Source organism: Salinicola corii (assembly GCF_008298015.1).
Classification (GTDB): domain Bacteria; phylum Pseudomonadota; class Gammaproteobacteria; order Pseudomonadales; family Halomonadaceae; genus Salinicola; species Salinicola corii.
The window spans coordinates 174,965-197,099 of the sequence record NZ_VTPX01000001.1 but is presented as its reverse complement, the minus strand read 5'-3'; the positions used below and the strand labels follow the sequence as shown (position 1 = coordinate 197,099).

Sequence of the window (22,135 nt, the reverse complement as noted above, 5' to 3'; positions counted from 1 at the left end):
CCAATGCCGACCTATGACGAGAACCAATCGCGTCATGTTCGAAAAGGGTTACGCGGGCGCGGCAACAGCATCAGAGAGGAAATTAACTTTAGCCTGTTAACTAAATGATGTATTTTTACGCTCGCTGCACAGCGGCCTTAGACTTTAGCCGTAGCTGTAAAACGATCACGGCCTGAGCCATTCGATCCTCCGAGGGAGACATTCATGAAAACGCGCGGGGCGTTGAGCAAGACACGCCTGTTGCCCAGCCTGGTCGGCCTGATCCTGACCCTGCTGGGTCTTGCGATGCTGATTGGCGGCATCAAACTGAGCCAACTTGGCGGTTCCTGGTACTACCTGATTGCCGGAATCGGCGTCGGCCTGACCGGGTTGTTGTTGATAGCCGCCAGACGCGCCGCGATCTGGCTTTTCGCCCTTTTCCTGCTGGCCTCCACGGTCTGGTCGCTCCGGGAAGTCGGGCTGGACTGGTGGCAACTGGTGCCCCGCCTGGCCATGTGGTTCGTGTTGGGTATCGTGTTACTGCTGCCCTGGGTTCGCCGCCCGCTGGGCATCACACGCATGAAGAGCGCCAGCGCCGCTGCGCTCTCGATTGCCGTCGTCCTCGCCGGTCTGACTGCCGTCGCCAGCCAGTTCACCCACCCGCACGACGTCGACGGTACGATCACCCGCGATGCACCCGGCCAGAACGATGCCGTGGCGGACACCATGAATGGCGACTGGCCCTCCTATGGGGGCACCGAACGCGGCCAGCGCTACTCGCCCCTCGATCAGATCACTCCGCAGAACGTCGGTAAACTGGAAGAAGTCTGGCGCTATCGGACCGGCGACATTCCGGGCCCCGACGACCCGTCGGAGACCACCGCCGAGAACACCCCGCTCAAGGTCAACGGCAAGCTGTACGTATGTACCCCGCACAGCCAGGTGATCGCCCTCGATCCGGATAGCGGCAATGAGCTATGGCGTTTCGACCCCAAGCTGAGTACCCAGAGTGCCGACAGCTTCAAGGGCTGGGCGCACATGACCTGCCGTGGCGTCGCCTATTACGAAGATGACGGCGATGCTGCCGAACCGGCCTATGCCAGCGCCGATGTCGACGCCAGCGAAAACGCCGCGAATGGCGACGATGGCATACCTGCCAGCGTGGAAGACGAGCCCACGGCTACCTGCCCGCGTCGGTTGTTTCTGCCGACCGCCGATACGCGTCTGATCGCCTTGAATGCCGACACCGGTGAAATGTGTCCCGGTTTCGGTGATAACGGGTCTATCGACCTGACCCAAAATATCGGCAGTTTCACGGCCGGCGGCTACTACTCCACGTCACCGCCCTCCGTGGCCCATGGCCTGGTGATCATCGGTGGCCACGTGACCGACAACGAGTCCACCAACGAGCCTTCCGGCGTCATTCGCGCCTACGATGCCAAGGACGGCCACCTGGTCTGGAACTGGGACAGCGGCAACCCGGACGAGACCACACCGATCGGCTTCGACGAGACCTATACCCGCAACTCGCCCAACATGTGGTCGGTGATGAGCGTCGATAGCGAACTCGGCCTGATCTACCTGCCGATGGGCAACCAGATGCCAGACCAATGGGGCGGCAACCGCACGCCGGAAGCAGGGAAGTACAGCGCCGGCGTCACCGCGCTGGATATCGATACCGGTCAGGTTCGCTGGACTCACCAGTTCACCCATCACGATCTGTGGGATATGGACGTGGGCGGTCAGCCGTCGCTGGTCGATATCCAGACCGACGAAGGCGTCAAGCCGGCGCTGATGGCCTCCACCAAGCAGGGCAGTATCTACGTACTCGACCGACGCACCGGCGAGGCGATCGTGCCGATCCATGAAATCGAGGCACCGCAGGGCGCCGTGGAAGGCGACCGGACCGCAGCGACTCAGCCGCACTCTGAGCTGAACTTCTCCCCGGATATGCTGCATGGCAAGGATATGTGGGGGGTGACACCGCTGGATCAGATGCTGTGCCGCATCCAGTTCCAGTCATTGCGCTACGAAGGTATGTACACGCCGCCATCACTGCAGGGTTCATTGGTCTACCCGGGTAACTTCGGCGTGTTCGATTGGGGCGGCATCGCGGTCGACCCCGAACGTCAGATCGCCTTCGCCAGCCCGGCCTACATGGCATTCACCTCGCAACTGGTGCCGCGCGAGCAGGCCGATGGCGGCGAACGCATCAGCGAGACCGAAGGCGTTCAGCCCAATGCGGGTGCGCCCTACGGCGTGATCATGGGAGCGTTCCTGTCCAGGCTCGGCCTCCCCTGCCAGGCGCCGCCCTGGGGTTACGTGGCGGGCGTCGATCTGAACAACCACCAGACCGTCTGGCAGCACAAGAATGGCACGGTTCGCGACAGCGCGCCGGTGCCGATGCCGCTGCCGATGGGTGTGCCCGCGCTGGGCGGCCCGATCATGACCGGCGGCGGCGTAGCCTTCCTCAGCGGCACGCTGGACCAGTACCTGCGCGCCTACGACGTCACCAACGGCAGCGAGCTGTGGAAAGGCCGGCTGCCCGCCGGCGGCCAGACTACGCCGATGACCTACGAAGGCCAGGATGGACGCCAGTATGTTCTGGTCATGGCCGGTGGTCATGGCTCGCTGGGCACGAAACAGGGCGACTACGTCGTAGCCTATGCGCTACCCGAAGGCGACGATTCGAACTGATTCCATCGAAGCGTCACCATTGAAAACGGCTGCCCTCGGGCAGCCGTTTTTGCGTTGTTCCGATGCGTTCATCGGCCATCGGTTGCGCCGGCAAGACTAGAAACTCGCCTTGATCGTGGCACCCGCGACCACACCACATACTGCATCGCACGCCAAATGACCGGAATGCGTTATCAGGCAGTTATCAGGTCACTTCGTCTCGACATCCCAGGGCGTCACATCACCAATCTGGGCAATGGCCAGCGCCGCCATCAATGCTCCCCAGGAATAGAAGGTATCGGTATCCGGCTGATCTGTGACGGCCCCAGTCTCAGCGTGGAAATTCTCGCCACAGATTCGATTTTTCCAACCAACCTGGAACAACCGCCAGCTTTTTTCCGCGAGCGCTCGAGCCTGGTCGTGCAGCCCGGCACGGTGTAGGCCACGCTGAGTCCAAAAATTGAGCGTCGGCCAGACGCGACCGCGCCAGTAGACGTTGTCCGCGTAACAGGGATCGTCGCGAGCGACCGAAGGCAGCGCGACATCGCCGCCAAACTTTTCCCATGGCATCAGATAATTATCCACCAGTGAGGTAATTTGCTCGGGCGTCGCCGCGGCGGCCACCAACGGATAGAACGAGGTCGGCGCCAACTGGCGTACGAAGCTGCCGTCACGCAGCCGGTTGGCGAACACGCCACGTTCGCCATCCCATAACTGATCGCGTATTCGCGCAACGTGATCCGTGTGCCGCGCTCTCAGGCGGGCGGCAACATCCTTCTCTCCCAACAGATCGGCCATCAGCACCAGCATCTCGTTGTCCAGCGCCAGCAGGCTGTTGGCGCCGACATCGAAAGCCTGAAGCAGTCCCGTCTCGGGATCGAACGGCGCATCGTCGTGGATCGGGCTGTTATCCATCGCGGACTCGTTCTTGGCGCCCAGCTTGGTGCCGCGATACAAGCCCCGCCCCACACCCGGTGTGGTGCCGTAAGCCACCAGCCCCGCGCCGCCCAGCTCACGATGGCGCCACCACCAGTCGAAGTTGGCCAACAGCTTGTGGAAGGCCCAGTGGATCAAGGATTCGTCGCCGCTACGCTGATAGAGATTCCACACCACATAGCCGAGAATCGGCAGTTGGGTCCGGTCGACCCAAGCGTCGTTGCCGGTCACCAGGCAGGGGAAATTACCCGCCTCGGTCTGGAAGGCGAAGATCGCCGCCAAATTGTCCTTGGCGCCTTGAAGATCGACATGCCCCCAGAGCCAGGCGTTGAAGGCGACATCGTCAAGCCATACGCCGAAACCGCCGAATTTCCGCGCGCTCCAGAAGCGGGTCAACCCGGTATAAGGCCGCCGATTGATGGCGTCATAGACATGATTCCAGCGCATCACATCGTTGATCGCCTGCAGCGCCTGCTGCGCGCTGCCGGACGGATGATCATCGGCGAGCGTCCAGTCGTCCTGAGTCAATTCAGGGGTACCGCAGGGCCAGGCCCGACAAACGATACGCTGCCGGGACGCCTCTTCCAGATTGAAGCGTAGAGCCGCGACGGGGCCGCTCGTTCCCCGCGAACCGAGATAGAAGTAGCCTTTGTCGACGAACTCGTCGCACAGCGCGTCGAGATTCTCATGAAACGTGGTCAATAGAGGTGCGTTGGCTGCTCTTATACGCAGTCGCCCACTCGCTTTATCTCCGAGTCCGCCGCTTGCTTCGGCCTGCAGCTCGCTGGTCGCTTCGTCGAAATACCAGCCACTGCCGCCGCTGGCAACCAGGGCAACCCAGAAGCGCAAGCCCCATTCGCCGCTCTTTCGGGTCCGCCATTCGATCTCGACACCGCTCTCGCCGAATCGGAACCGCCAGTCGAGCACCGTGCCGTGGAATTCACTGCGCAGGCGTGCTTCCCGTCCGTCCAGCGAGCGCATACCGAGTCGGGTCTCACCAGGCGCCAGCAGCGAGACGTCGTTGGCGCTGGCCGCATAAAGCACTGGCGTCAAACGAATGTCGAGTTCCGGATGCACCAGTTCCGCTGGCCGATCCGGGTTCCAGGTTCCCCATCCAAGACGTCGCTTTCTTTCCCTGCTCATGCTTCGACCGGGATGGTATCTGCCGAGCACCAGGCCAGGCGCACCCGCTGGCCGGGCTGCAAGTCAGCCGCCGCACGATTCTGGGCGAAGACGCGCAGGCTGGTATCGCCATGTCGCAGCAGATAGCTCAGGCTGTTGCCAGCGAAAATGGTCTGTTCGAGTTCGGCCTCCAGGACGTTGCTGTCGCTGGAAAGCTGTGCGCTGTCCTCGACGATGGCGATCTTCTCCGGGCGTACCGCGCAAGTCATCCGACCCGATCTAGCCAGCGGCTCGAGGGTTCGCAATCGCGTGCCATCGGCAAGCGCCAGTTCGCCGTCGTCGGCAATACCGTTGAACAGATTGGCATCCCCCAGGAACGTTGCCGCAAAGGCGGTCCTCGGTCGCTCGTAGAGTTCGCGAGGCGTGCCTTCCTGGAGCAGCTTGCCATCCTTGAGCACACCGACCTTGTCGCTCAACGTCAACGCTTCTTCCTGATCGTGAGTGACGAAGATCGTGGTGATTCCCACCTCGCGCTGGATACGTTTCAGCTCTACCTGCATGCCAAGTCGCAGGGCTTTGTCGAGTGCGCTGAGCGGCTCGTCGAGCAGCAGCACTTGCGGGCGGAAAACGATCGCGCGGGCCAGCGCCACGCGCTGGCGCTGGCCACCGGAGAGTTGATGCGGCTTGCGCTCGTCATAGCCGGAAAGCCGTACCAGCTCCAGTGCCTCGCCAACGCGCGCCTTGATCTCGCTCCTGGGGGTGTCGCGCACCATCAGCCCGAAGGCGACGTTGTCGAACACGCTCATGTTGGGAAACAACGCGTAGTTCTGGAACATCATGCCGATGTTGCGCTTCTCCACCGGCACGGACTCCACCGCTTCGCCACCGATGCGGATTTCGCCGCTGTCGGGGAAGCTGAACCCGGCGATCTGGCGCAAGAGCGTGGTCTTGCCGCTACCGGAAGGCCCCAACAGCGCGTAGAAGCCGCCATCAGCGAACTCGATCGAGACATCCGACAGCGCCTGGAAGTCGCCGAAGGATTTGCTGACGTGGGAAACGGTGACAGATGCCATCAGCGATCGCCTCCAAAGCGGTAGAAACGGGACACGATCACCAACAGGGTGATGGAGAAGACGATCACGATGGTGGAGATGGCGTTGATCTCCGGCGTGAAGCCTTTCTTGATCGCGGTATAGATCTCCACCGGCAGCGTGCTGACGCCGGGCACGGAGAGGAAATAGGAAATCACGAACTGATCGAACGATACCGCGAAGGCGAACAGCGCCCCGGCGATGAAACCGGGCGCAAGGTACGGCAGTGTGACGTGACGAATCACCTGCCACGGACTGGCGCCCAACGAGCGTGCCGCAGCCTCCAGGTCGGGATCGAAGCCCTTGATCCGCGCCGACACGACGATGATCACATAGGGCAACGCCAGGGCGACGTGGCCTAGAATCATCGCATGCAGCCCCCTCCCGATGCCGCTCCAGAAGAAGAACAGCAGCATCGCCGTGCCGGTGATCAACCACGGAATGGCGATCGGCGGGAACAGCGCCGCCTGTAACACTTTCTTGAAGCGAAAGTCGTAGCGGAAAAAGGCAATCGATGCTGCCGTACCCAACACACTGGCGATCACCGTGGTGACCAGCGCCACCAGAATGCTGTTGCGTGCAGCCTCCAGCAAGCGATCGTTGTGAGCCAGCTTGACGTACCAGTCGAAGCTCCAATCGATCGGCAGCATGTAGAACTGCGACGAGTTGAACGACATCGCTGCCATCACCAGGATCGGCACGTACAGAAACACTAGCACCAGGCCGAGATAGACTCGCCCCAACAGGTTGACCGGTCGCGCTTTCATGACGCCCTCCTCAGGATCGGCTGGAAGACGGCGAAGATGACCATCACACAGGCCAGCAGAATGAACGACAACGCCGCCCCCAGCGGCCAGTTGAACACCGAGGTGAACTGATCCTCGATCACCGTCCCCAGAAAGGTGCCTTCCCGGCCACCGAGTATGCGCGGCTCCATGAACGAACCGATCACCGGCACGAAGATCAGCACCGCGCCGGCGACAATGCCCGGCATCGACAGCGGTAGAATGATTCGACGCAGCACCGTCAATCGGCTGGCGCCCATCGAGCGCGCGGCATCGATCAGATCGTCGTCGATGGTCGACAGCGAGATGTAGCAGGTAAGGATCATGTACGGCAGATAGGAGTGGACCAGTCCGATCACCACCGCCTCATAGGTAAACATCAGGTTGAGCGAACCGAAGCCGGGAATCAGCCAGTCGAGAAAACGCTCCAGAATACCGTTGCCGCGCAGCACCATGGTCCAGGAAAACACACGGATGAGCGCATTGCTCCAGAACGGGATGATCACCATCAGAAACAGCGCTTCGCGCCAGCGCCCCTTGATCGTTTTGGCCAGCACATAGGCGCAAGGGAAGCCAATGACGAAACACCACAATGCCACCTCGAAACCGAGACGTAGCGAACGCAGCATCAGCGTGCGATAGAAATCCTGCTGGAAAAAGGCGGTGTAGTTGGACAGCGTCACCTGCCAATCGCGCCCCGGCAGCGGCACGTCGCTCAGGAAGCTAAAGTAGAACATCGCCGCCAGCGGCAGGAGTATGGTAATGACCAGCCATAGATAAGCCGGGCCGGTCAGCCCTAGAATGCTTCTGGCATTCGAGGGTCGATGGCGACGTATCGGCGCAGTCGTGGTGTCGGAAACAGCCATCGCCGTGAATTACTCCTGGTAGAAAGTCTTGGTTTCCTGCCACACCTCGAGCATCTTCTCTCGCGTTTCGTCGCTCATGGGCCCCATGAACGGCAAGTTCTCGACCTCCTTGAGCTGCGCGATCAGTTGCTTGTTGAATGCCCCGTCGGGCAGTTGTGCGACCGCCTGCTCGTTGGCCGAGATCGGCGCGCCCACTTCGGTATCCCACTGCACGTAGAATTCAGGGTCGATCATCCAGTCGATGAACTGCTTGGCGGCTTCGGGATGCGGCACATCGGTCGGCAGCGAAAGGCCATCGAGCCAGGCAATGGCACCCTCGCGAGGCACCACGAACTCGATCGGCAAACCGAAGTTCTGCTTCGAGCGCGCCGCTGAACCGCTCCAGTAGGTCGCGAGGTCGAACTCTCCGGAAGACATGTACTGGTTCCACTCGTTCTCGGAGTTCCAGAAGGTACGAATCTGCGGCTTGAGCGCGTGCAGGCGTTCGCGGATAACGTCGTAGTCGCTCGGATCGTTGATGTCCTGCCCGGTCGCCAGCGCGGCGAACTGGCAAGACTCCACCGCATCGTCGCGCCAGCCGAGACGACCCGCGTGCTCGGGATTCCAGAGTTCCATGATGGAATTGGGCTTCTCGTCGAACGCCCCGGTATTGATCGCGAATGAAGTGACGCCCCACAGCCAGGCGACGCCATAGAGTTTGCCGTCGTACTCGAGGTTGGGATTGTGGGCGAGGCGTGGTTGCAGACCGTCGCTGTGCGGATAGTCGGCCAGATCGAGCGGCTGGATCAGCCCCTCTTCGGCCGCCTGCCGAGTGTAGGCAGAGTTGATCAGCACGACATCGTAAGTGCCAGGATTGGTACGTAGCTTGGTCAACATCTCCTGCTCGGAGTTGAAATATTCGTGTTCGACGGTATTACCAGTCGCTTTCTCAAATTTCTCGAGAGACCAGTCCTCGTCGGTCCCGTATCCTTGCCAATTGAGCACACGAATCGTGTCGGCCTGTACGAGACCGGAGGCCAAGGCCAAGCTCACGGCCAGCACGATGGAACGGATGCAGCCATATCCTTTCATGGTGTTGCCTCTTCATTGTCAGATTATTTTCAGGCCACTGCCACAATGCTTCTCGATCACTCACCTCTTGAGCGTCACTTGTCACGGTGACTTTGGCATCACGCCTCACCCGGCTGAACGCCTAACAGACCGCACTATCGTTGATGGCCACGTCATGTTGCCAACATCGACGCAAATCGCTTGAACGACGTTTCGCTTCACTGTACAAGAACAAACATGCACAAACCTGTTCGATTTGACAAGAAGCAACGCGTTATTGATGAGCTGACCCGACGGATTCGTAGCGGCCGGTTGCATCGTGGCAAGCGGTTACCCGGTGAGCACCAACTCGCCGAAGAACTCAAGGTCAGTCGTGGCACTCTGCGCGAAGCGCTGCTCGAACTAAAACGTCAACGCTATATCGCAACGCAGACAGGCGTCGGCTCCATCGTGACCTATGATGGGGTGGAAATTGACCAGCAGCGGGGTTGGGCTCGGGCACTGGCCGACTCGGGCGCTGGGCTCGAGGTGGAGCTGCTGCGGCTGGCGACGATAAAGGATTCCAGCTTGCAGGCTCACCATGGTATCGAACGATGTATTGCCGTGGATCGTCGGCGCTTCACCGGCGACGGCCAGTTCGTCTCGCTGGAACGCTCGCGCATACCCGCTTTACCAGCGCTGGCAGATCTTCCGCAACGCGGCCTGATTGATGGTTCTTTGACCGCCACACTCAAATCCGCAGGGCTAGAGGTCGAACGCGGCGAGCAGAGTGTCGATATCGCTTATCTCGACACCGAAGACGCCACCCTGCTGGCACGTGACGTCGGCGCGCCTTTTCTACGCTCCACGCGAACGACCTTCAGCCATGACGGCTCACTGGTCGAGCACGTGGTGAGCCTGCTCGATCCGACCCATTTTCGACTTCACCTGCATTTTGGAATCTGATCATGCCCGACGCCGCCGATCACGCTAACTCGACTCGCCAGCGCGCGCTCGGCGCTTTCTACGGGCTCGCCTTGGGCGATGCTCTGGGCATGCCGACCCAATCACTGAGCCGCGCTCAGATCGTCGAAACATTCGGCGAGATAACCACGCTGGTCGATGCCCGCGCCGACCAACCCATCGCCCCCGATATGCCGGCGGGTAGCATTACTGACGATACCGAACAGGCAATGTTGGTGGCGGATCTGTTGATCGAGGGCCGTGGAAGCATCGCCCCGCTTGATTTCGCCCGGCGCCTTATCGCCTGGGAGGACGACATGCGCACGCGCGGATCGCTGGATCTGCTCGGCCCGTCCACCAAGCGCGCGCTGGAACGTATCACCGAAGGGATCGCGCCCGAAGAAGCAGGACGCTTCGGCGCCACCAACGGCGCGGCGATGCGCATCACGCCGGTCGGCATCGCATTTGATGTGCGCGCACCCGAGCTTTTTCTCGCGGCTGTCCAGGCTGCGAGTAGCGTGACTCACAATACCGGGCTCGGTATCGCCAGCGCCGCGGCGGTAGCAGCGACGATTTCCGCCGGACTCAACGGCGCGAGTTTGTCCGAGGCGATTCAAGTCGGCATCGACTTCGCCGAACGGGGCGGAGCCTGCGGTCATTGGTTCGCCGGCGCGCGTATCGCGCCCCGCATTGGCTGGGCGCGGCGGCTACTGGAGGAAACCAGCGATGCCGAAGCCATCACTTATCTCAACGATCTGGTCGGCACCTCGGTACTCGCGCAGGAATCGGTGGTGGCCGCCTTCGCCCTTGCCGAACATGCCGGTGACGACCCGGAACGCGCGCTCTGCCTTGCCGCTAGCCTGGGCGGCGACACCGATACCATCGCCGCCATCCTCGGCGCCATGTTGGGTGCCTGCCTAGGCCTGAACGCGCTGCCGAGCAATCTGATCGCTCAGGTCCAACAGGTCAATCGACTCGAGTTCGAGCCAACAATCGACGCCCTGCTTGCCCTGCGTGAAGGTGCATAAAACATGACCGACACCTCGCCCAAGCTATGGCACACCGGCCAGGCAATCGTCGATATCGTCATGACCGTCGAGGCTGTTCCGACGCCCGGCAGCGACGTCATGGCCAGTTCGACCGAACATCACGTTGGCGGTGGCTTCAACGTGATGACGGCCGCGCGTCGTTATGGCATGCGCGTGGTCTATGCCGGCGGTCACGGTATCGGACCGATGGGAGAGAGGGTTCGCGAGGCGCTACGCAGTGAGGACGTGATACTCGCCAGCGATACCGACCAGCATGGCGACAGCGGCTTCTGCGTGGCGCTGATCGATGGCCAAGGCGAGCGCACCTTCGTTTCCCAAGCGGGAGTCGAGAGTCGAATCGACATCGAGACGCTCGACGCCGTTCCACTCATGGCGCAGGACTGGATTTACGTCAGCGGATATAGCCTGGCATATGCCGACAAGGCTGCACCACTGCTCGACTGGCTCGACAGTCTGACCCGAGACATTCCCGTCGTCTTCGATCCTGGCCCGATGCTGGCCCGGATCGTTCCCACGCTGCTCGAGCAGCTGCTGCCACGCATCACGCTATGGAGCAGCAATGCCGACGAGACACGTCAGTTCACCGGCATCGTCGGCCTCGACGAATCATTGTCGATGATCGCCCATCGTTTATCCGAAACGGCGAGGATCGTCGTGCGCGACGGTCCGCGTGGCTGCTGGCTTCGCGAAGCAGGAAAAGCCGAATTGATCGCTGGATTCCCTAGCGAGGCCATCGACACCAACGGTGCAGGAGATGCCCATACCGGCGTTCTGATAGCCGCGCTGGCCGAAGGCGTGAGCCTTCATGACGCTTGTGTCGCCGCCAATGCCGCGGCCGCTATTGCCGTTTCTCGCCGAGGACCGGCAACAGCCCCCCATCGCGAGGAGCTGGAGCGCTATCTCATGACCCACCGCGCAAGTTAGTCGAAAAACGTCATCGAAACGAAGCTGTCGAACAGGACCATCGAGTCACTTCTGAGGCCAAAGTCGAGCATTGACCTCATCCTTGAATACCGACCATTGTCTACATGCTCAGAAACTCGCCTTGACCGTGGTACCCGCGACCCAGGCATTGTCGACCGAATCCACGGCCGACGGATTGGCCACGTACTGCAGGTTGGGCCGCAGCGTCAGGTAGCCGGTCAGGTTGAAGCTGTAGTAGACCTCGGCGTCGTACTCGTGGCCCTGACGCGGCAGCGGCGAGAGCGAACCGCTCGTCGTGGCGTTGTAATAATCGACGTAGTCGTTGACGTGCAGATAGGCCAAACCGATGCCGGCATCGTCCTGCGGACGCGCATCGAACGGCCCCTGATAGGTTGCGCCGACCGAGACATAGCGATCGATACCCGCGGTATCGCCATGGTTGGTATTGCCCATGCTGAACAGCGTCAGCCCGCGATCGGGGCTGCCATCGCGTGTCGTTACCTGCTGCTGGACCACGTAGTAGAGCCCGGTATTGGTATCGCTGGTGCGATCCGCCGGACCATCGCCATAGGCGCGGTTGTCGACGTTCTGGGTGTAGAACCCGAGCTTGTAGGCGCCGGCCATGCCGTTCAGCGTCGGGGTATAACCCAGTTCCACCGGGAACAGGGTGCCCTCGGTGCCGCTGGTGCGCAGATCGAAGCCGTTATCGTTCTCCAGATTGCTATCGTTGATGTTGAAAGCCCCGACCTGGGCATACCACTCGGGCGTGACATTGGCGCGGATCACCGCGGCCCACTGGGCGATCGGCCAGTTGTAGATATTGTTGCCCCAGTTACCGGGTTGCGCGCCACCGAAAGCCAGGTTCTGGAAGTTGCTGTCGATGGTGGCGAAGTCATCGCCGAAAGGAATTCGACCCAGCTTGACGGCCAGCGCATCGTCGAAGAAGCGCTGGCGGTACCAGAACTGTGTCAGCCGCGTCACCGGCCCGCGCCCCTGTACTTCCTGCACATTGGATCCCCCGACTGTCGCACCGGGATCCCCAAGGCGGTCGTTGACGCTGTGTCCGTTACGGTTGGTAACGGTGACCTGAAATTCCGCATCCGGAATGCTCAGCAAGCGATCCAGATCGAAATTGGCCCCGACCGCGAACTGGTCAGCGTATTTGCTCACGTGGCTGTCGTGATAACCGCCATCGAGAATGGTCGCCGCTTCACCCACGTAGTCGAAGTCGAAGGATACCCCGGCCTCTTCCAGCGCGGTGCGCTCCCCGCCCCAATCTCCCAGCATGTAGGGGGAATCCGGAGAAAAAGCCGAGTACGCCTGCGCGGAACCCATCACCCCAAGACTGCCCAATAAAATCGCCGACAAGCCGCCGATTCCGATAACCCGTGACGTGGCATCTGCCATGGCCTGGCCTCCCAAAATATAGTTAGCATGTTATTAATGCGCAGAGAATAATAATCCTAATCCACACGCCTCGATAGCCGATAGGCGCTCAGGAGGCGACTCAGGAGGCGACTCAGGTAGACCAAAGGATGAGCCATGACGACATCGGCCCAACCAAAATAGCAAATTACTATCGAAATTCTATTATCATTTAATTTCTATAATAATAACTCCCGCAGTAGTCTCCTGTTCCAGCCCTACCGCCATCAAGCCGACCGACGGATCTTGAACGAAGGCTCGGCAATCGTGGCGCTGGGGAACGACGGGATTGACGAGACGAACAGGTGAGATAAGAGATGTCGCACGAAACCGAATCCAGATGCCCCTTCGGACACTCAGGCCCCCCCGTATCCGAGGGCGCCAAGACATACGTCGCCGGCGGCGGCACCGTCAATGCCGAATGGTGGCCCAATCAACTTCGCGTGGACCTGCTGAACCAGCATTCCGAGCGCTCCAACCCGCTGGATAGCGATTTCGACTACCGCGAAGCGTTCCGGCAGCTCAACTACGCAGCGCTGAAAGCCGATCTAGAGAAGACACTGACCGAGTCTCAGGCCTGGTGGCCGGCTGACTGGGGCACCTACATCGGTCTGTTCATTCGGATGGCCTGGCATAGTGCAGGTACCTACCGTCTCGCCGACGGTCGCGGTGGCGCCGGTCGCGGCCAGCAGCGTTTCGCCCCACTCAACAGCTGGCCGGACAACGTCAGCCTGGACAAGGCCCGCCGTCTACTGTGGCCGGTCAAGCGCAAGTATGGCCAGAACATCTCCTGGGCCGATCTGATCGTTCTCGCCGGCAACGTGGCATTGGAGTCCTCCGGTTTGCGCACCTTCGGCTTCGCCGGTGGCCGCGCTGACGTCTGGGAACCCGACATGGACGTCAACTGGGGCGACGAGAAGACCTGGCTCGAACACCGTGACCCGACCACGCTGGCCGACCAGCCGCTCGGCGCCACCGAGATGGGCCTGATCTACGTCAATCCGGAAGGCCCCAATGCCAGCGGCGATCCGCTCTCCGCCGCACCAGCCATTCGCGCCACCTTCGGCAACATGGCAATGGACGATGAAGAGATCGTTGCGCTGATCGCCGGCGGCCACACCCTGGGCAAGACTCACGGTGCCGGCCCCGCCGAAGGGATCGGTGCCGATCCAGAAGCCGCCTCGATCGAGTCACAGGGGCTTGGCTGGGCCAATGCCCACGGTAGCGGCGCAGGTGCCGATGCCACCGTCTCCGGCCTCGAAGTCATCTGGACCCAGACCCCGACGCGCTGGAGCATCTACTTCTTCGAGAACCTGTTCAAATACGAGTGGGAACAGGTACGTAGCCCGGCCGGAGCGATCCAGTGGCAAGCCAAGGACGCCGAAGCGTCGTTTCCCGACCCGTTCGACCCGTCGAAGATGCGCAAGCCGACGATGCTCACCACGGACCTGACGCTGTGCTTCGATCCGGCGTTCGAGAAGATCTCCCGGCGTTTCCTCGAGGATCCGCAGGCCTTCGACGACGCCTTCGCTCGCGCCTGGTTCAAGCTGACCCATCGTGACATGGGGCCGAAGGCCCGTTACCTCGGCCCGGAAGTGCCGCAGGAAGACCTGGTCTGGCAGGATCCGCTGCCGGCCTCGACGCACCAGCCTAGCGCCAGTGACATTGCCGATATCAAGGCGCAGATCACCGGCTCGGGTCTCTCGGTCTCGCAACTGGTGGCGACCGCCTGGGCTTCGGCTTCGACCTTCCGCGGCGGCGACAAGCGCGGTGGCGCCAACGGCGCCCGGCTGGCGCTGGCACCGCAGAAGGACTGGGAGGTCAACCGGATCGCGAGCCAGACACTGCCGACGCTCGAGCGCATTCAGGAAACCTCCGGCAAGGCATCACTCGCGGACGTGATCGTGCTGGCCGGTAACGTGGGGGTCGAGCAGGCAGCCAGGGCGGCAGGGGTGGAGATCGAAGTGCCATTCGCGCCGGGTCGTGTCGACGCCACCCAGGAGCAGACCGATGTCGCCTCCTTCGCGGTGATGGAGCCGCGGGCGGACGGTTTCCGCAACTACAAGCGCGGCCGGCTAGGCGCACCCACCGAGTCGCTACTGGTCGACAAGGCACAACAGTTGACCCTGACCGCCCCGGAGATGACCGTTCTCGTTGGTGGCCTTCGCGTCCTCGGCGCCAACTACGACGGCTCCGACGTTGGTGTACTGACAGACAATGTCGGCGTGCTCAACAATGACTTCTTCGTCAACCTGCTGGACATGAACACCGTCTGGGCACCAGCGGACGCAGCGTCCGAGCGCTTCGAAGGACGTTCGCGCGACACTGAAGCGGTGAAATACACCGCGACGCGCAACGACCTGATCTTCGGTTCGCACTCGGTACTGCGCGCCCTGGCCGAGGTCTACGCCAGCGACGACGCCAAGCAGAAGTTCGTCGAGGACTTCGTGGCGGCCTGGGCCAAGGTCATGAACCTGGACCGTTTCGACCTCGCCTGATCGGCCGCTCCCTAGCCAGACCGACGCCGCCGGAGCCACTCCGGCGGCGTTTTTTCGTCCGTATTCTCCTCCACGACTCCCGTTGCCATTCGCCATTCGTGATGCCGTCACGCAATGACGCTTTCGGTGGGATCCTCGTCGTTGCCGACATGGCGTCGTTCTCGCAGACTGACCTTCAGCCTTCGAGGATGATTCCATGCCGCATACCGTCGATCTCTTTATCTATCCAGACTGCCAATTGCTGGATGCCAGCGGACCTTGGCAGGTCTTCGCCAGCGCCAACACCCTGCTGGGTCGACCTCACTACGAGCTGCGGCTCAACGCCGTCGAACCCGGTGAAGTCCGCACCAATGGCGGCATGACGCTGGTCGCCACTCATGCATTGAGCACGCTCACATCGACCAGCCGTTCGTCGGTCACGACGCACCCCGCCGATACGCTGCTGGTAGCCGGCGGTCACGGCGTTCACGATCTCGACGACGAGGTCATTCAGATGCTTGCCGAGCGGGCGGCAGCCACGGCGCGTGTCGGATCGATCTGCACCGGCGCTTTTGCACTGGCCCGAACCGGCCTGCTCGATGGTCGCTGCGTCACAACGCACTGGCGCCAGGCCGAACGGCTGGCGCGGGAGTTTCCCGAGATCGACGTCGCCGCCGATGCGCTCTACCGGGAAAGTGCCGGGATCTATACCAGCGCCGGCGTCACCGCGGGCATGGATCTGGCGCTCGCACTCGTCGCGGCAGATCACGATCACCGCCTTGCCGGAGAAGTGGCACGCGAACTGGTGATGTTTCTGCATCGACCCGGTGATCAGGCGCAGTTCAGCGAAGGGTTGCATTGCCAGATCGCCAGTCAAGGCAGGCTACGGACGCTGATCGACCAGGTGCTGAACGATCCACTGGCCAACTGGAACAGTGAACGCATGGCGCAAGCGATAGCAGTGACCCCGCGCCACTTCCAGCGGTTGTTTCGCCAGCAGTTGCAGATGACGCCGATCGAGTTCCTGACCCGCCTGCGGCTCGAGTCCGCTCGTCGGCTGCTGGCAGAGAGCGACGCCCCGCTGACACAGATCGCCGAGCACTGCCGCATCGGTGGCACCGAGCAACTGCGCCGCCAGTTTCAACGTCGCTACGGCTTGGCCCCGAGTGCCTATCGTGCCCGGTTCGGCCGTGCCGTGGGCAACCTTGAAACGCGAGATGCCTCATGACGACCGCCATTTCTCGGCGTCTGCCGCTCACCGTCTGGGGCCTGGCGCTATGTCAGGCCTTGTTGGTCAGCGGCAACATTCTGCTCATCGCCGTTTCACCGCTGGTGGGTAATCAACTATCAGGTAGTGCCGACTGGAGTACGTTACCCGTGGCCATGCAACTCCTCGGACTGACGGCGGCAACCCTGCCGTCCGGTTGGCTGACCGCCAGACTGGGGCGCAAGCGAACTTTCATCATCGCCAACGGCATCGGGCTCGTCGGTATCGCCATCTGCGTGCTGGCGCTGAAGCTCTCCGCGTTCTCTCTATTCAATCTCGGCACCTTCGCCATCGGCATGAGCATCGGCGCCGGCATGCTGTATCGTTTTGCCGCCATCGACGCAGCCAGCCCCGTTCAGCGTGATCGCGCGCTCGGCCTGGTGATGGCCGGTGGCGTCATCGCAGCTTTTCTCGGTCCCTGGTTGGCACGTGCTTCACAGCAAGGCTTCGAGATCCCTTTTCTCGGCTGCTTCGTCGGTCTTGCCGGGCTCTATATGCTGGCGCTGCTATTGCTCTCGATGCTGAAGCTTCCTTTGCCGCGAGGCGCCGCCGGTCACGAGCCTGCTCGCCAGCTCGGCGCCCTGCTACGCGAGCCAAAGCTGGTGACGGCAATCGTGATCGCCACCTTGAGCTACGCCACCATGAACCTGGCGATGACCGCGACACCACTGGCCATGACGCATGCAGGGCACACCTTCGGTGATGTCACCAATGTCATTCAATGGCACATCCTGGCAATGTTCGCGCCCTCGTTCATCACCGGTGACCTGACCCGGCGTTACGGACACCAACGGATGATCATCGTGGGTTCGCTGAGTCTACTCGCCAGCCTGTTTTGTGCCTTGCTGCCCACGTCATTCTGGACGTTTTCCATCGGGCTTTTCCTGCTGGGAGTGGGCTGGAACTTCACCTTCCTGCCCGCCAGCGCCTGGCTGACCACCACCTATCGACCCGGCGAGGCACCCCGCGTCCAGGCCATCAATGACTGCGCGGTCTTTTCACTGACGACCCTCTCCGCACTGCTGGCCGGCCCACTGAATGCCTGGCTCGGCTGGCAGACCCTCAACCTGATGCTGATACCGCTGGTCATGAGCATGTGGCTCGTGTTGCTGGTGCTGCGACAGAACATGCACCAGGAAAAAGCCCGGCGCGAAGCCGGGCTCGAAAGATGAAAGGCAAGCTTCTATGGGTTAGATGCGACTGTCGGGCGAGACGCCGGAACTGACGTCAGCGCGGCTACTCACACCAGTCAACGTGGCCGTGCCCGCTGTTCTCATGAACTCAGCGGCCGACTCTCGGTTCGAATTGGTCATCAGGCTCACGACCACGAACAGCACCACGGCGACCGGTAGCGCCCAGATGCCCGCCGGCAGCCCCAGCGGTGTGGCGCCACTCACGTAGAGACCGATGACGACCAGGCCGCCGATCACGATGCTGGCCAGCGCACCGGCCGACGTCCCACGCTTCCAGTAGAAGGCGCCGATGATCGCCGGCACGATGACGACGAGGCCAGTGGACGCCGCCACGGAGAGCACCGCGATCAGGCTGAGCTGCAGCTCCGCGAACAGAAAGGCGAGAATCGCGATGATCGGCAGTACCCACTTGCCTACCTTGAGCTGTTTCGCCTCGCTGGCGCCGGTCGCCACATTGGCGTAGACATCCCGCGACAGCATCGAGGAGAGCGTCAGCATGATCGAATCGATGGTCGACACCGCGGCCGCCAGAATACCCACCATCACGATCACGCCCAGCACCGGCGGCACGTGCTCGGAGGCCAGCAGCGTTGGCGTCGCCAGATCAGACTTGGCCAGATCGGGGAACGCCACCAGCGCAGAGAAGCCCCACAGCACCGAGACCAGGGTGTAGATGAAGCCGAAGATCAGAAAGCCGATCAGCATCTGGCGCATCGATCTGAGCGACGCCGGCATGAACAGCCGCTGACTCACCTGAGGGTTAGAGAGGCTGAAGAAGAACCACGGAATCGTTAGCCCCAGAAACGTCGTGAAGCTGAACAGCCCCGGCCCGGGCACGGTGAGAGAGGTCGGATGCTCCGTGGCGAGCGTATCGAACAGCGCCGAGAAGCCGCCAAGCGAGTGCACCACCAGCAGCGCGACCAGCGTCGAGGCGACGATCATGAACAGCGCCTGCAGCGAGTCCGTCCACATCACCGAACGAATCCCGGCAATATAGGAAAACAGGATCGCCAGGATCGTCGCCACCACCACGCCGGTGGTGAACGAGATCGCCCCGCCACTCATCCCCGCCAGCAGATAACCGACACCTGCCAGCTGCACCGCCGCGTACGGGATAAGAAACAGGCAACTGGCGACGGCGGTCGCTACCGCGACCTTCTTATCAGCGTAGCGGTGTCCCAGCATTTCACTGGGGGTGACGTAGCCAAAGCGCTTGCCCACCGCCCAGAACTTGGGCCCGAAGATCGCCACCAGCGACACGCCGGCGAAGTAGACGATCTCGAAGCCGAACGCCCCGACGCCACCGGCATAGGTCAGCCCTGCCAGCCCTACCATCATGAAGGCGCTGTAGGTCGTCGCGCTGTAGCTCAACGCCGAGACGAAGCCGTTCATCTGCCGGTTGCCGAGAAAATACCCGGACATGTCGACGCCTTTACCGTTGGTCGCTTCGCCCCGCGACAGATAGGCGACCACCACGGCCACCACGAGATAGATGAGGACTGCCCCCCAGATCAGACCGGTACTCATGGCTCAGCCCTCCGACTCGTCTTTGAAACCCTGGGTGATCATGATGTTGGCGACGATGACCAGTACGCCGACGACACACCAGAACAAAAAACTGCCGTACCAGGCCTGCACCTGTCCGAGCAGCCCGTAGGGCACCACGTAACACAGCAGGACCAGCGCCCAGACAACCCATATCCAGCGGCGGGGATTCATTGCGTCACTCCTTTGTTGCTATTGTTGTCGAAATCATCGTTGTCAAACTCATACTGCCGAATTCACGCGGCTGCACTCACGCCACTAAACGCATGCTGTCTACTGCCGTCGAATCCTCGGTGCGGGCATCGCTCACGGTACTGCCTCGCCGCGCAGTTCGCCGATTCTCTCGGAAAGATGCTCCCAGGCCGGCTGATCAGGTGCGAAACGGCCACGTAAATAACTCACCAGTGCTGTCAGTTGGCTATCGCTGAAATCGGCACGAAACCCCGGCATGTCGCCAGCGTTGCCAGCGCGTGAATGGGGCGCCACGACACCATCGAGAATCGTCTGGATGACATTGTCCGGGCGATCGCTATGCAAATTCGTGTTGAGCGCCAGCGACGTCTCCGCCCGGGAATAAACCGGCACGTCGCCACCTTCATGACAGGAGGCACAAGCGCCACGATAGAGCCGCTCTCCGGCATCAAAACCCGGCGGCGCAGCAGCCGTGAGCGCCACATGTTCATCAGCCAGATCGGACGCCTGCGCGGCATCGATCGCAGTCGGCATGAACGACGCCACGTAGTGGGCGATAGCGCGGACATCACTCTCTGGCAATTCCCCCAGACCGGCCACCACCGGCGCCATCGGCCCAGCGGCAACACCATGCTGCGCCGCGCGACCCGTGCGTAGGTAATCGTACAAGGCACTTTCGCTCCATGGCACCGGCGACTTCGACAACTGACTCAGCGCCGGCGCCTCCCAGCCGTCGATCAGCGCACCGGCAAAGTAGTCATCGCCACGCTTTTCCGCCCCCATGGCATTACGCGGCGAATGGCAGGCGCTACAGTGCCCTACGCCCTCGGCCAGATAAGCACCGCGATTCCACAGCGCGCTCTGCGTCGGGTCCGGCGTGAATGGTTTGGGATCGTGGTTCAACAGATTCCAGCCCGCCATCAATCCGCGGATATTGAACGGGAAGCGTATATCGTTTTCGATGGACCTGGATGGAACCGCCGGCTGCGTCATTAAGTAGGCGTAGAGCGACTGCATGTCTGTATCGCTCAATTTGGCGAACGCTGTGTAGGGAAAGGCCGGATAGAGATGATGTCCGTCGCGACTAATGCCGTGGCGCATGGCACGCTCGAACGCACCAAAGGACCAATTGCCGATACCCGTCGCTTCGTCGGGGGTGATATTGGTGCTGAAGACGGTACCAAACGGCGTCTCGAAGGCTCGACCACCTGCGTTGGCCACCCCATCTTCATCAGCGGTATGGCAGACTGCGCAGTCACCTGCCTCGGCGACCAATCGGCCGCGCTCAATGGCAGCCTCGGAGTAGAGATCCGATGCGGGGCGCGGAATCGGAGCGATCGATGCCTTCCACGGCAATACCGTCGCCGCCGCACCGCCAAGCGTTAGCAGCGAGGCCACGACAGCGCTGGTCCACCTTCTCCGACGCCGTCGTCTCGTACCAAAGAGTGTCGATTCAGGCCGTCGACCAAAGTCGGGGGCTTGATCAGAATCAGCGGCCGCCTGCTCACGCAGCCCCGCTCGGATTCGCGCTGCAGTGAAAGGTGGCTCACGAAAGCGCAGCCCCGTCGCATCGCACAGTGCGTTGGCGATGGCCGCCGTTCCCGGAGCCAGGGTCTGTGCATTGAAGTGGGCCCTTGCGTCAACCCATCCGCTGTCAACGCCACCGGGCGTCAAGGCGTCGGTCGTGACAGCGGGAGGCACACCGGAGGTATTCAGCGTTAGGGTATCGATGGCCGGCAGCATCGAACGGGGAGTGACGGTTGGATCCCCCCATTCGTCGATGCCTCCATCGTGCCGGAGAAGCAATGATGACTCAGGCAGTAATTGCTGCCGCAGCGCTGAAGTCAGCGCCTCACTATTGACCGACTCACCGGCATCCTGTCCCACCACTAGACGGGTCAGTTGCACGTTTCCCGTTACCGGATCGACGGTGACATCGGCAATCCAAGCGGAACGGGTCCCGCTTTCCCACTCCCCATTCGTATCTGGCAAATGACAGTAAGCAAAGCCCCGGCCTGTCAGCGGCGTCGAGCAATCAATGGTTGCGCCGGAGGTCGGTACAGGACGCCATTCAGCACGCTGACGTACCGCCTCGATCAGGGCCTGACCGCGACTGTCATCGAGATGCCGCAAGCGTAACTCGAGCGGATCGCTGGTTTGCTGCCGACTCCATTCGTCCAAGAATGACTCTTCGGCGAAGACACGCATGCCATCGCTTCCGCCGCCTTGATCGCCGACTTTTACAACGGGATTGGCACGCCGATAGGGGGATTCTGCTGGCCGACTGGCGGGTGCCGGGCTTCTTTCGAGCTCGGTGAGGCCGGTCAGCAACAGTGCCATGGCGGGTGCGTGCCTCGCCATTCCGTACTGCTGCGACACAGCATCCAGGGCATGCGCACCGCTGGCCTCCACGTCCCACGTCTCGGCCAAGCCAAGAGCGTCGACGTCACGTTGATAATCGGCATCCAGCCAGATCGCGATCGGCGCCTCGATGTGTCGCGAGATCAAAGCGGCATCCGCCGCGGCATCGTCACAGGCGAGACGGCCAAGGCTCAGCCCGCCATGATCGCTGCGCTCGCTGAACAGAGAGATCGCCGCCGGTGCCAACGCCAGCAA

The 22,135-nt window shown here is 61.8% G+C and carries 16 protein-coding genes; 7 read left to right on the top strand and 9 right to left on the bottom strand.

Annotated elements, in window-relative coordinates; translation table 11 throughout:
• Positions 1-204 precede the first annotated feature (204 nt).
• Positions 205-2,676 (top strand): glucose/quinate/shikimate family membrane-bound PQQ-dependent dehydrogenase, encoded by a 2,472-nt coding sequence (locus F0A16_RS00895; RefSeq protein ID WP_149433520.1) that lies wholly within the window; start codon positions 205-207, stop codon positions 2,674-2,676.
• Positions 2,677-2,865: 189 nt separating this feature from the next.
• Here F0A16_RS00895 and F0A16_RS00890 read toward each other — a convergent pair whose 3' ends face one another.
• The 5 genes from F0A16_RS00890 to F0A16_RS00870 are packed head-to-tail and all read right to left on the bottom strand — an operon-like array spanning position 2,866 to position 8,526.
• Positions 2,866-4,734, bottom strand: coding sequence for an MGH1-like glycoside hydrolase domain-containing protein (locus tag F0A16_RS00890; protein ID WP_149433519.1), 1,869 nt, complete (start codon positions 4,732-4,734; stop codon positions 2,866-2,868).
• A complete protein-coding gene (locus tag F0A16_RS00885; RefSeq protein ID WP_149433518.1) occupies positions 4,731-5,786 on the bottom strand; it encodes an ABC transporter ATP-binding protein in 1,056 nt (351 codons plus the stop codon). The genes F0A16_RS00890 and F0A16_RS00885 overlap by 4 nt, the downstream gene beginning before the upstream one ends.
• Positions 5,786-6,571: an ABC transporter permease gene (locus F0A16_RS00880; RefSeq protein ID WP_149433517.1), complete on the bottom strand. Its 786-nt coding sequence runs from the start codon at positions 6,569-6,571 to the stop codon at positions 5,786-5,788. The genes F0A16_RS00885 and F0A16_RS00880 overlap by 1 nt, the downstream gene beginning before the upstream one ends.
• On the bottom strand, positions 6,568-7,455 hold the full coding sequence (locus tag F0A16_RS00875; protein ID WP_149433516.1) for an ABC transporter permease: 888 nt from the start codon (positions 7,453-7,455) through the stop codon (positions 6,568-6,570). Before F0A16_RS00875 ends, F0A16_RS00880 begins: the two co-directional genes overlap by 4 nt.
• A 9-nt stretch (positions 7,456-7,464) precedes the next feature.
• Complete coding sequence (locus F0A16_RS00870; protein ID WP_149433515.1) at positions 7,465-8,526, bottom strand: ABC transporter substrate-binding protein; 1,062 nt, start codon at positions 8,524-8,526, stop codon at positions 7,465-7,467.
• Between the two features lie 180 nt (positions 8,527-8,706).
• Between F0A16_RS00870 and F0A16_RS00865 the strand changes: the two genes are divergently transcribed.
• The 3 genes from F0A16_RS00865 to F0A16_RS00855 are packed head-to-tail and all read left to right on the top strand — an operon-like array spanning position 8,707 to position 11,420.
• Complete coding sequence (locus F0A16_RS00865; RefSeq protein WP_223119679.1) at positions 8,707-9,450, top strand: GntR family transcriptional regulator; 744 nt, start codon at positions 8,707-8,709, stop codon at positions 9,448-9,450.
• 2 nt (positions 9,451-9,452) lie between these two features.
• A complete protein-coding gene (locus F0A16_RS00860; protein WP_149433514.1) occupies positions 9,453-10,475 on the top strand; it encodes an ADP-ribosylglycohydrolase family protein in 1,023 nt (340 codons plus the stop codon).
• A 3-nt stretch (positions 10,476-10,478) separates the two neighbouring features.
• Positions 10,479-11,420, top strand: coding sequence for a PfkB family carbohydrate kinase (locus F0A16_RS00855; protein WP_149433513.1), 942 nt, complete (start codon positions 10,479-10,481; stop codon positions 11,418-11,420).
• Positions 11,421-11,528: 108 nt separating this feature from the next.
• On the opposite strand, the gene F0A16_RS00850 is transcribed toward F0A16_RS00855, so the two are convergent.
• Positions 11,529-12,827, bottom strand: coding sequence for a carbohydrate porin (locus F0A16_RS00850; protein WP_149433512.1), 1,299 nt, complete (start codon positions 12,825-12,827; stop codon positions 11,529-11,531).
• 335 nt (positions 12,828-13,162) lie between these two features.
• Here F0A16_RS00850 and katG point away from each other — a divergent pair, with 335 nt between their 5' ends.
• From katG to F0A16_RS00835, 3 genes are all read left to right on the top strand, one after another.
• Complete coding sequence (gene katG, locus F0A16_RS00845) at positions 13,163-15,343, top strand: catalase/peroxidase HPI (protein WP_149433511.1); 2,181 nt, start codon at positions 13,163-13,165, stop codon at positions 15,341-15,343.
• A gap of 196 nt (positions 15,344-15,539) precedes the next feature.
• Positions 15,540-16,550 carry a GlxA family transcriptional regulator gene (locus tag F0A16_RS00840; RefSeq protein WP_149433510.1) on the top strand — a complete coding sequence of 337 codons (1,011 nt, stop codon included), beginning with the start codon at positions 15,540-15,542 and terminating at the stop codon, positions 16,548-16,550.
• On the top strand, positions 16,547-17,761 hold the full coding sequence (locus F0A16_RS00835) for an MFS transporter (protein ID WP_239023662.1): 1,215 nt from the start codon (positions 16,547-16,549) through the stop codon (positions 17,759-17,761). The genes F0A16_RS00840 and F0A16_RS00835 overlap by 4 nt, the downstream gene beginning before the upstream one ends.
• 18 nt (positions 17,762-17,779) lie before the next feature.
• Here the strand turns inward: F0A16_RS00835 and F0A16_RS00830 are convergent, their stop codons facing one another.
• From F0A16_RS00830 to F0A16_RS00820, 3 genes are all read right to left on the bottom strand, one after another.
• Positions 17,780-19,309, bottom strand: coding sequence for a sodium:solute symporter family protein (locus F0A16_RS00830; RefSeq protein WP_149433509.1), 1,530 nt, complete (start codon positions 19,307-19,309; stop codon positions 17,780-17,782).
• 3 nt (positions 19,310-19,312) lie between these two features.
• The gene (locus F0A16_RS00825; protein ID WP_149433508.1) at positions 19,313-19,501 is read right to left on the bottom strand and encodes a hypothetical protein; all 189 of its coding nucleotides are present in this window, start codon (positions 19,499-19,501) and stop codon (positions 19,313-19,315) included.
• Positions 19,502-19,633: 132 nt separating this feature from the next.
• On the bottom strand, positions 19,634-22,135 hold the full coding sequence (locus F0A16_RS00820; RefSeq protein WP_187775869.1) for a cytochrome c: 2,502 nt from the start codon (positions 22,133-22,135) through the stop codon (positions 19,634-19,636).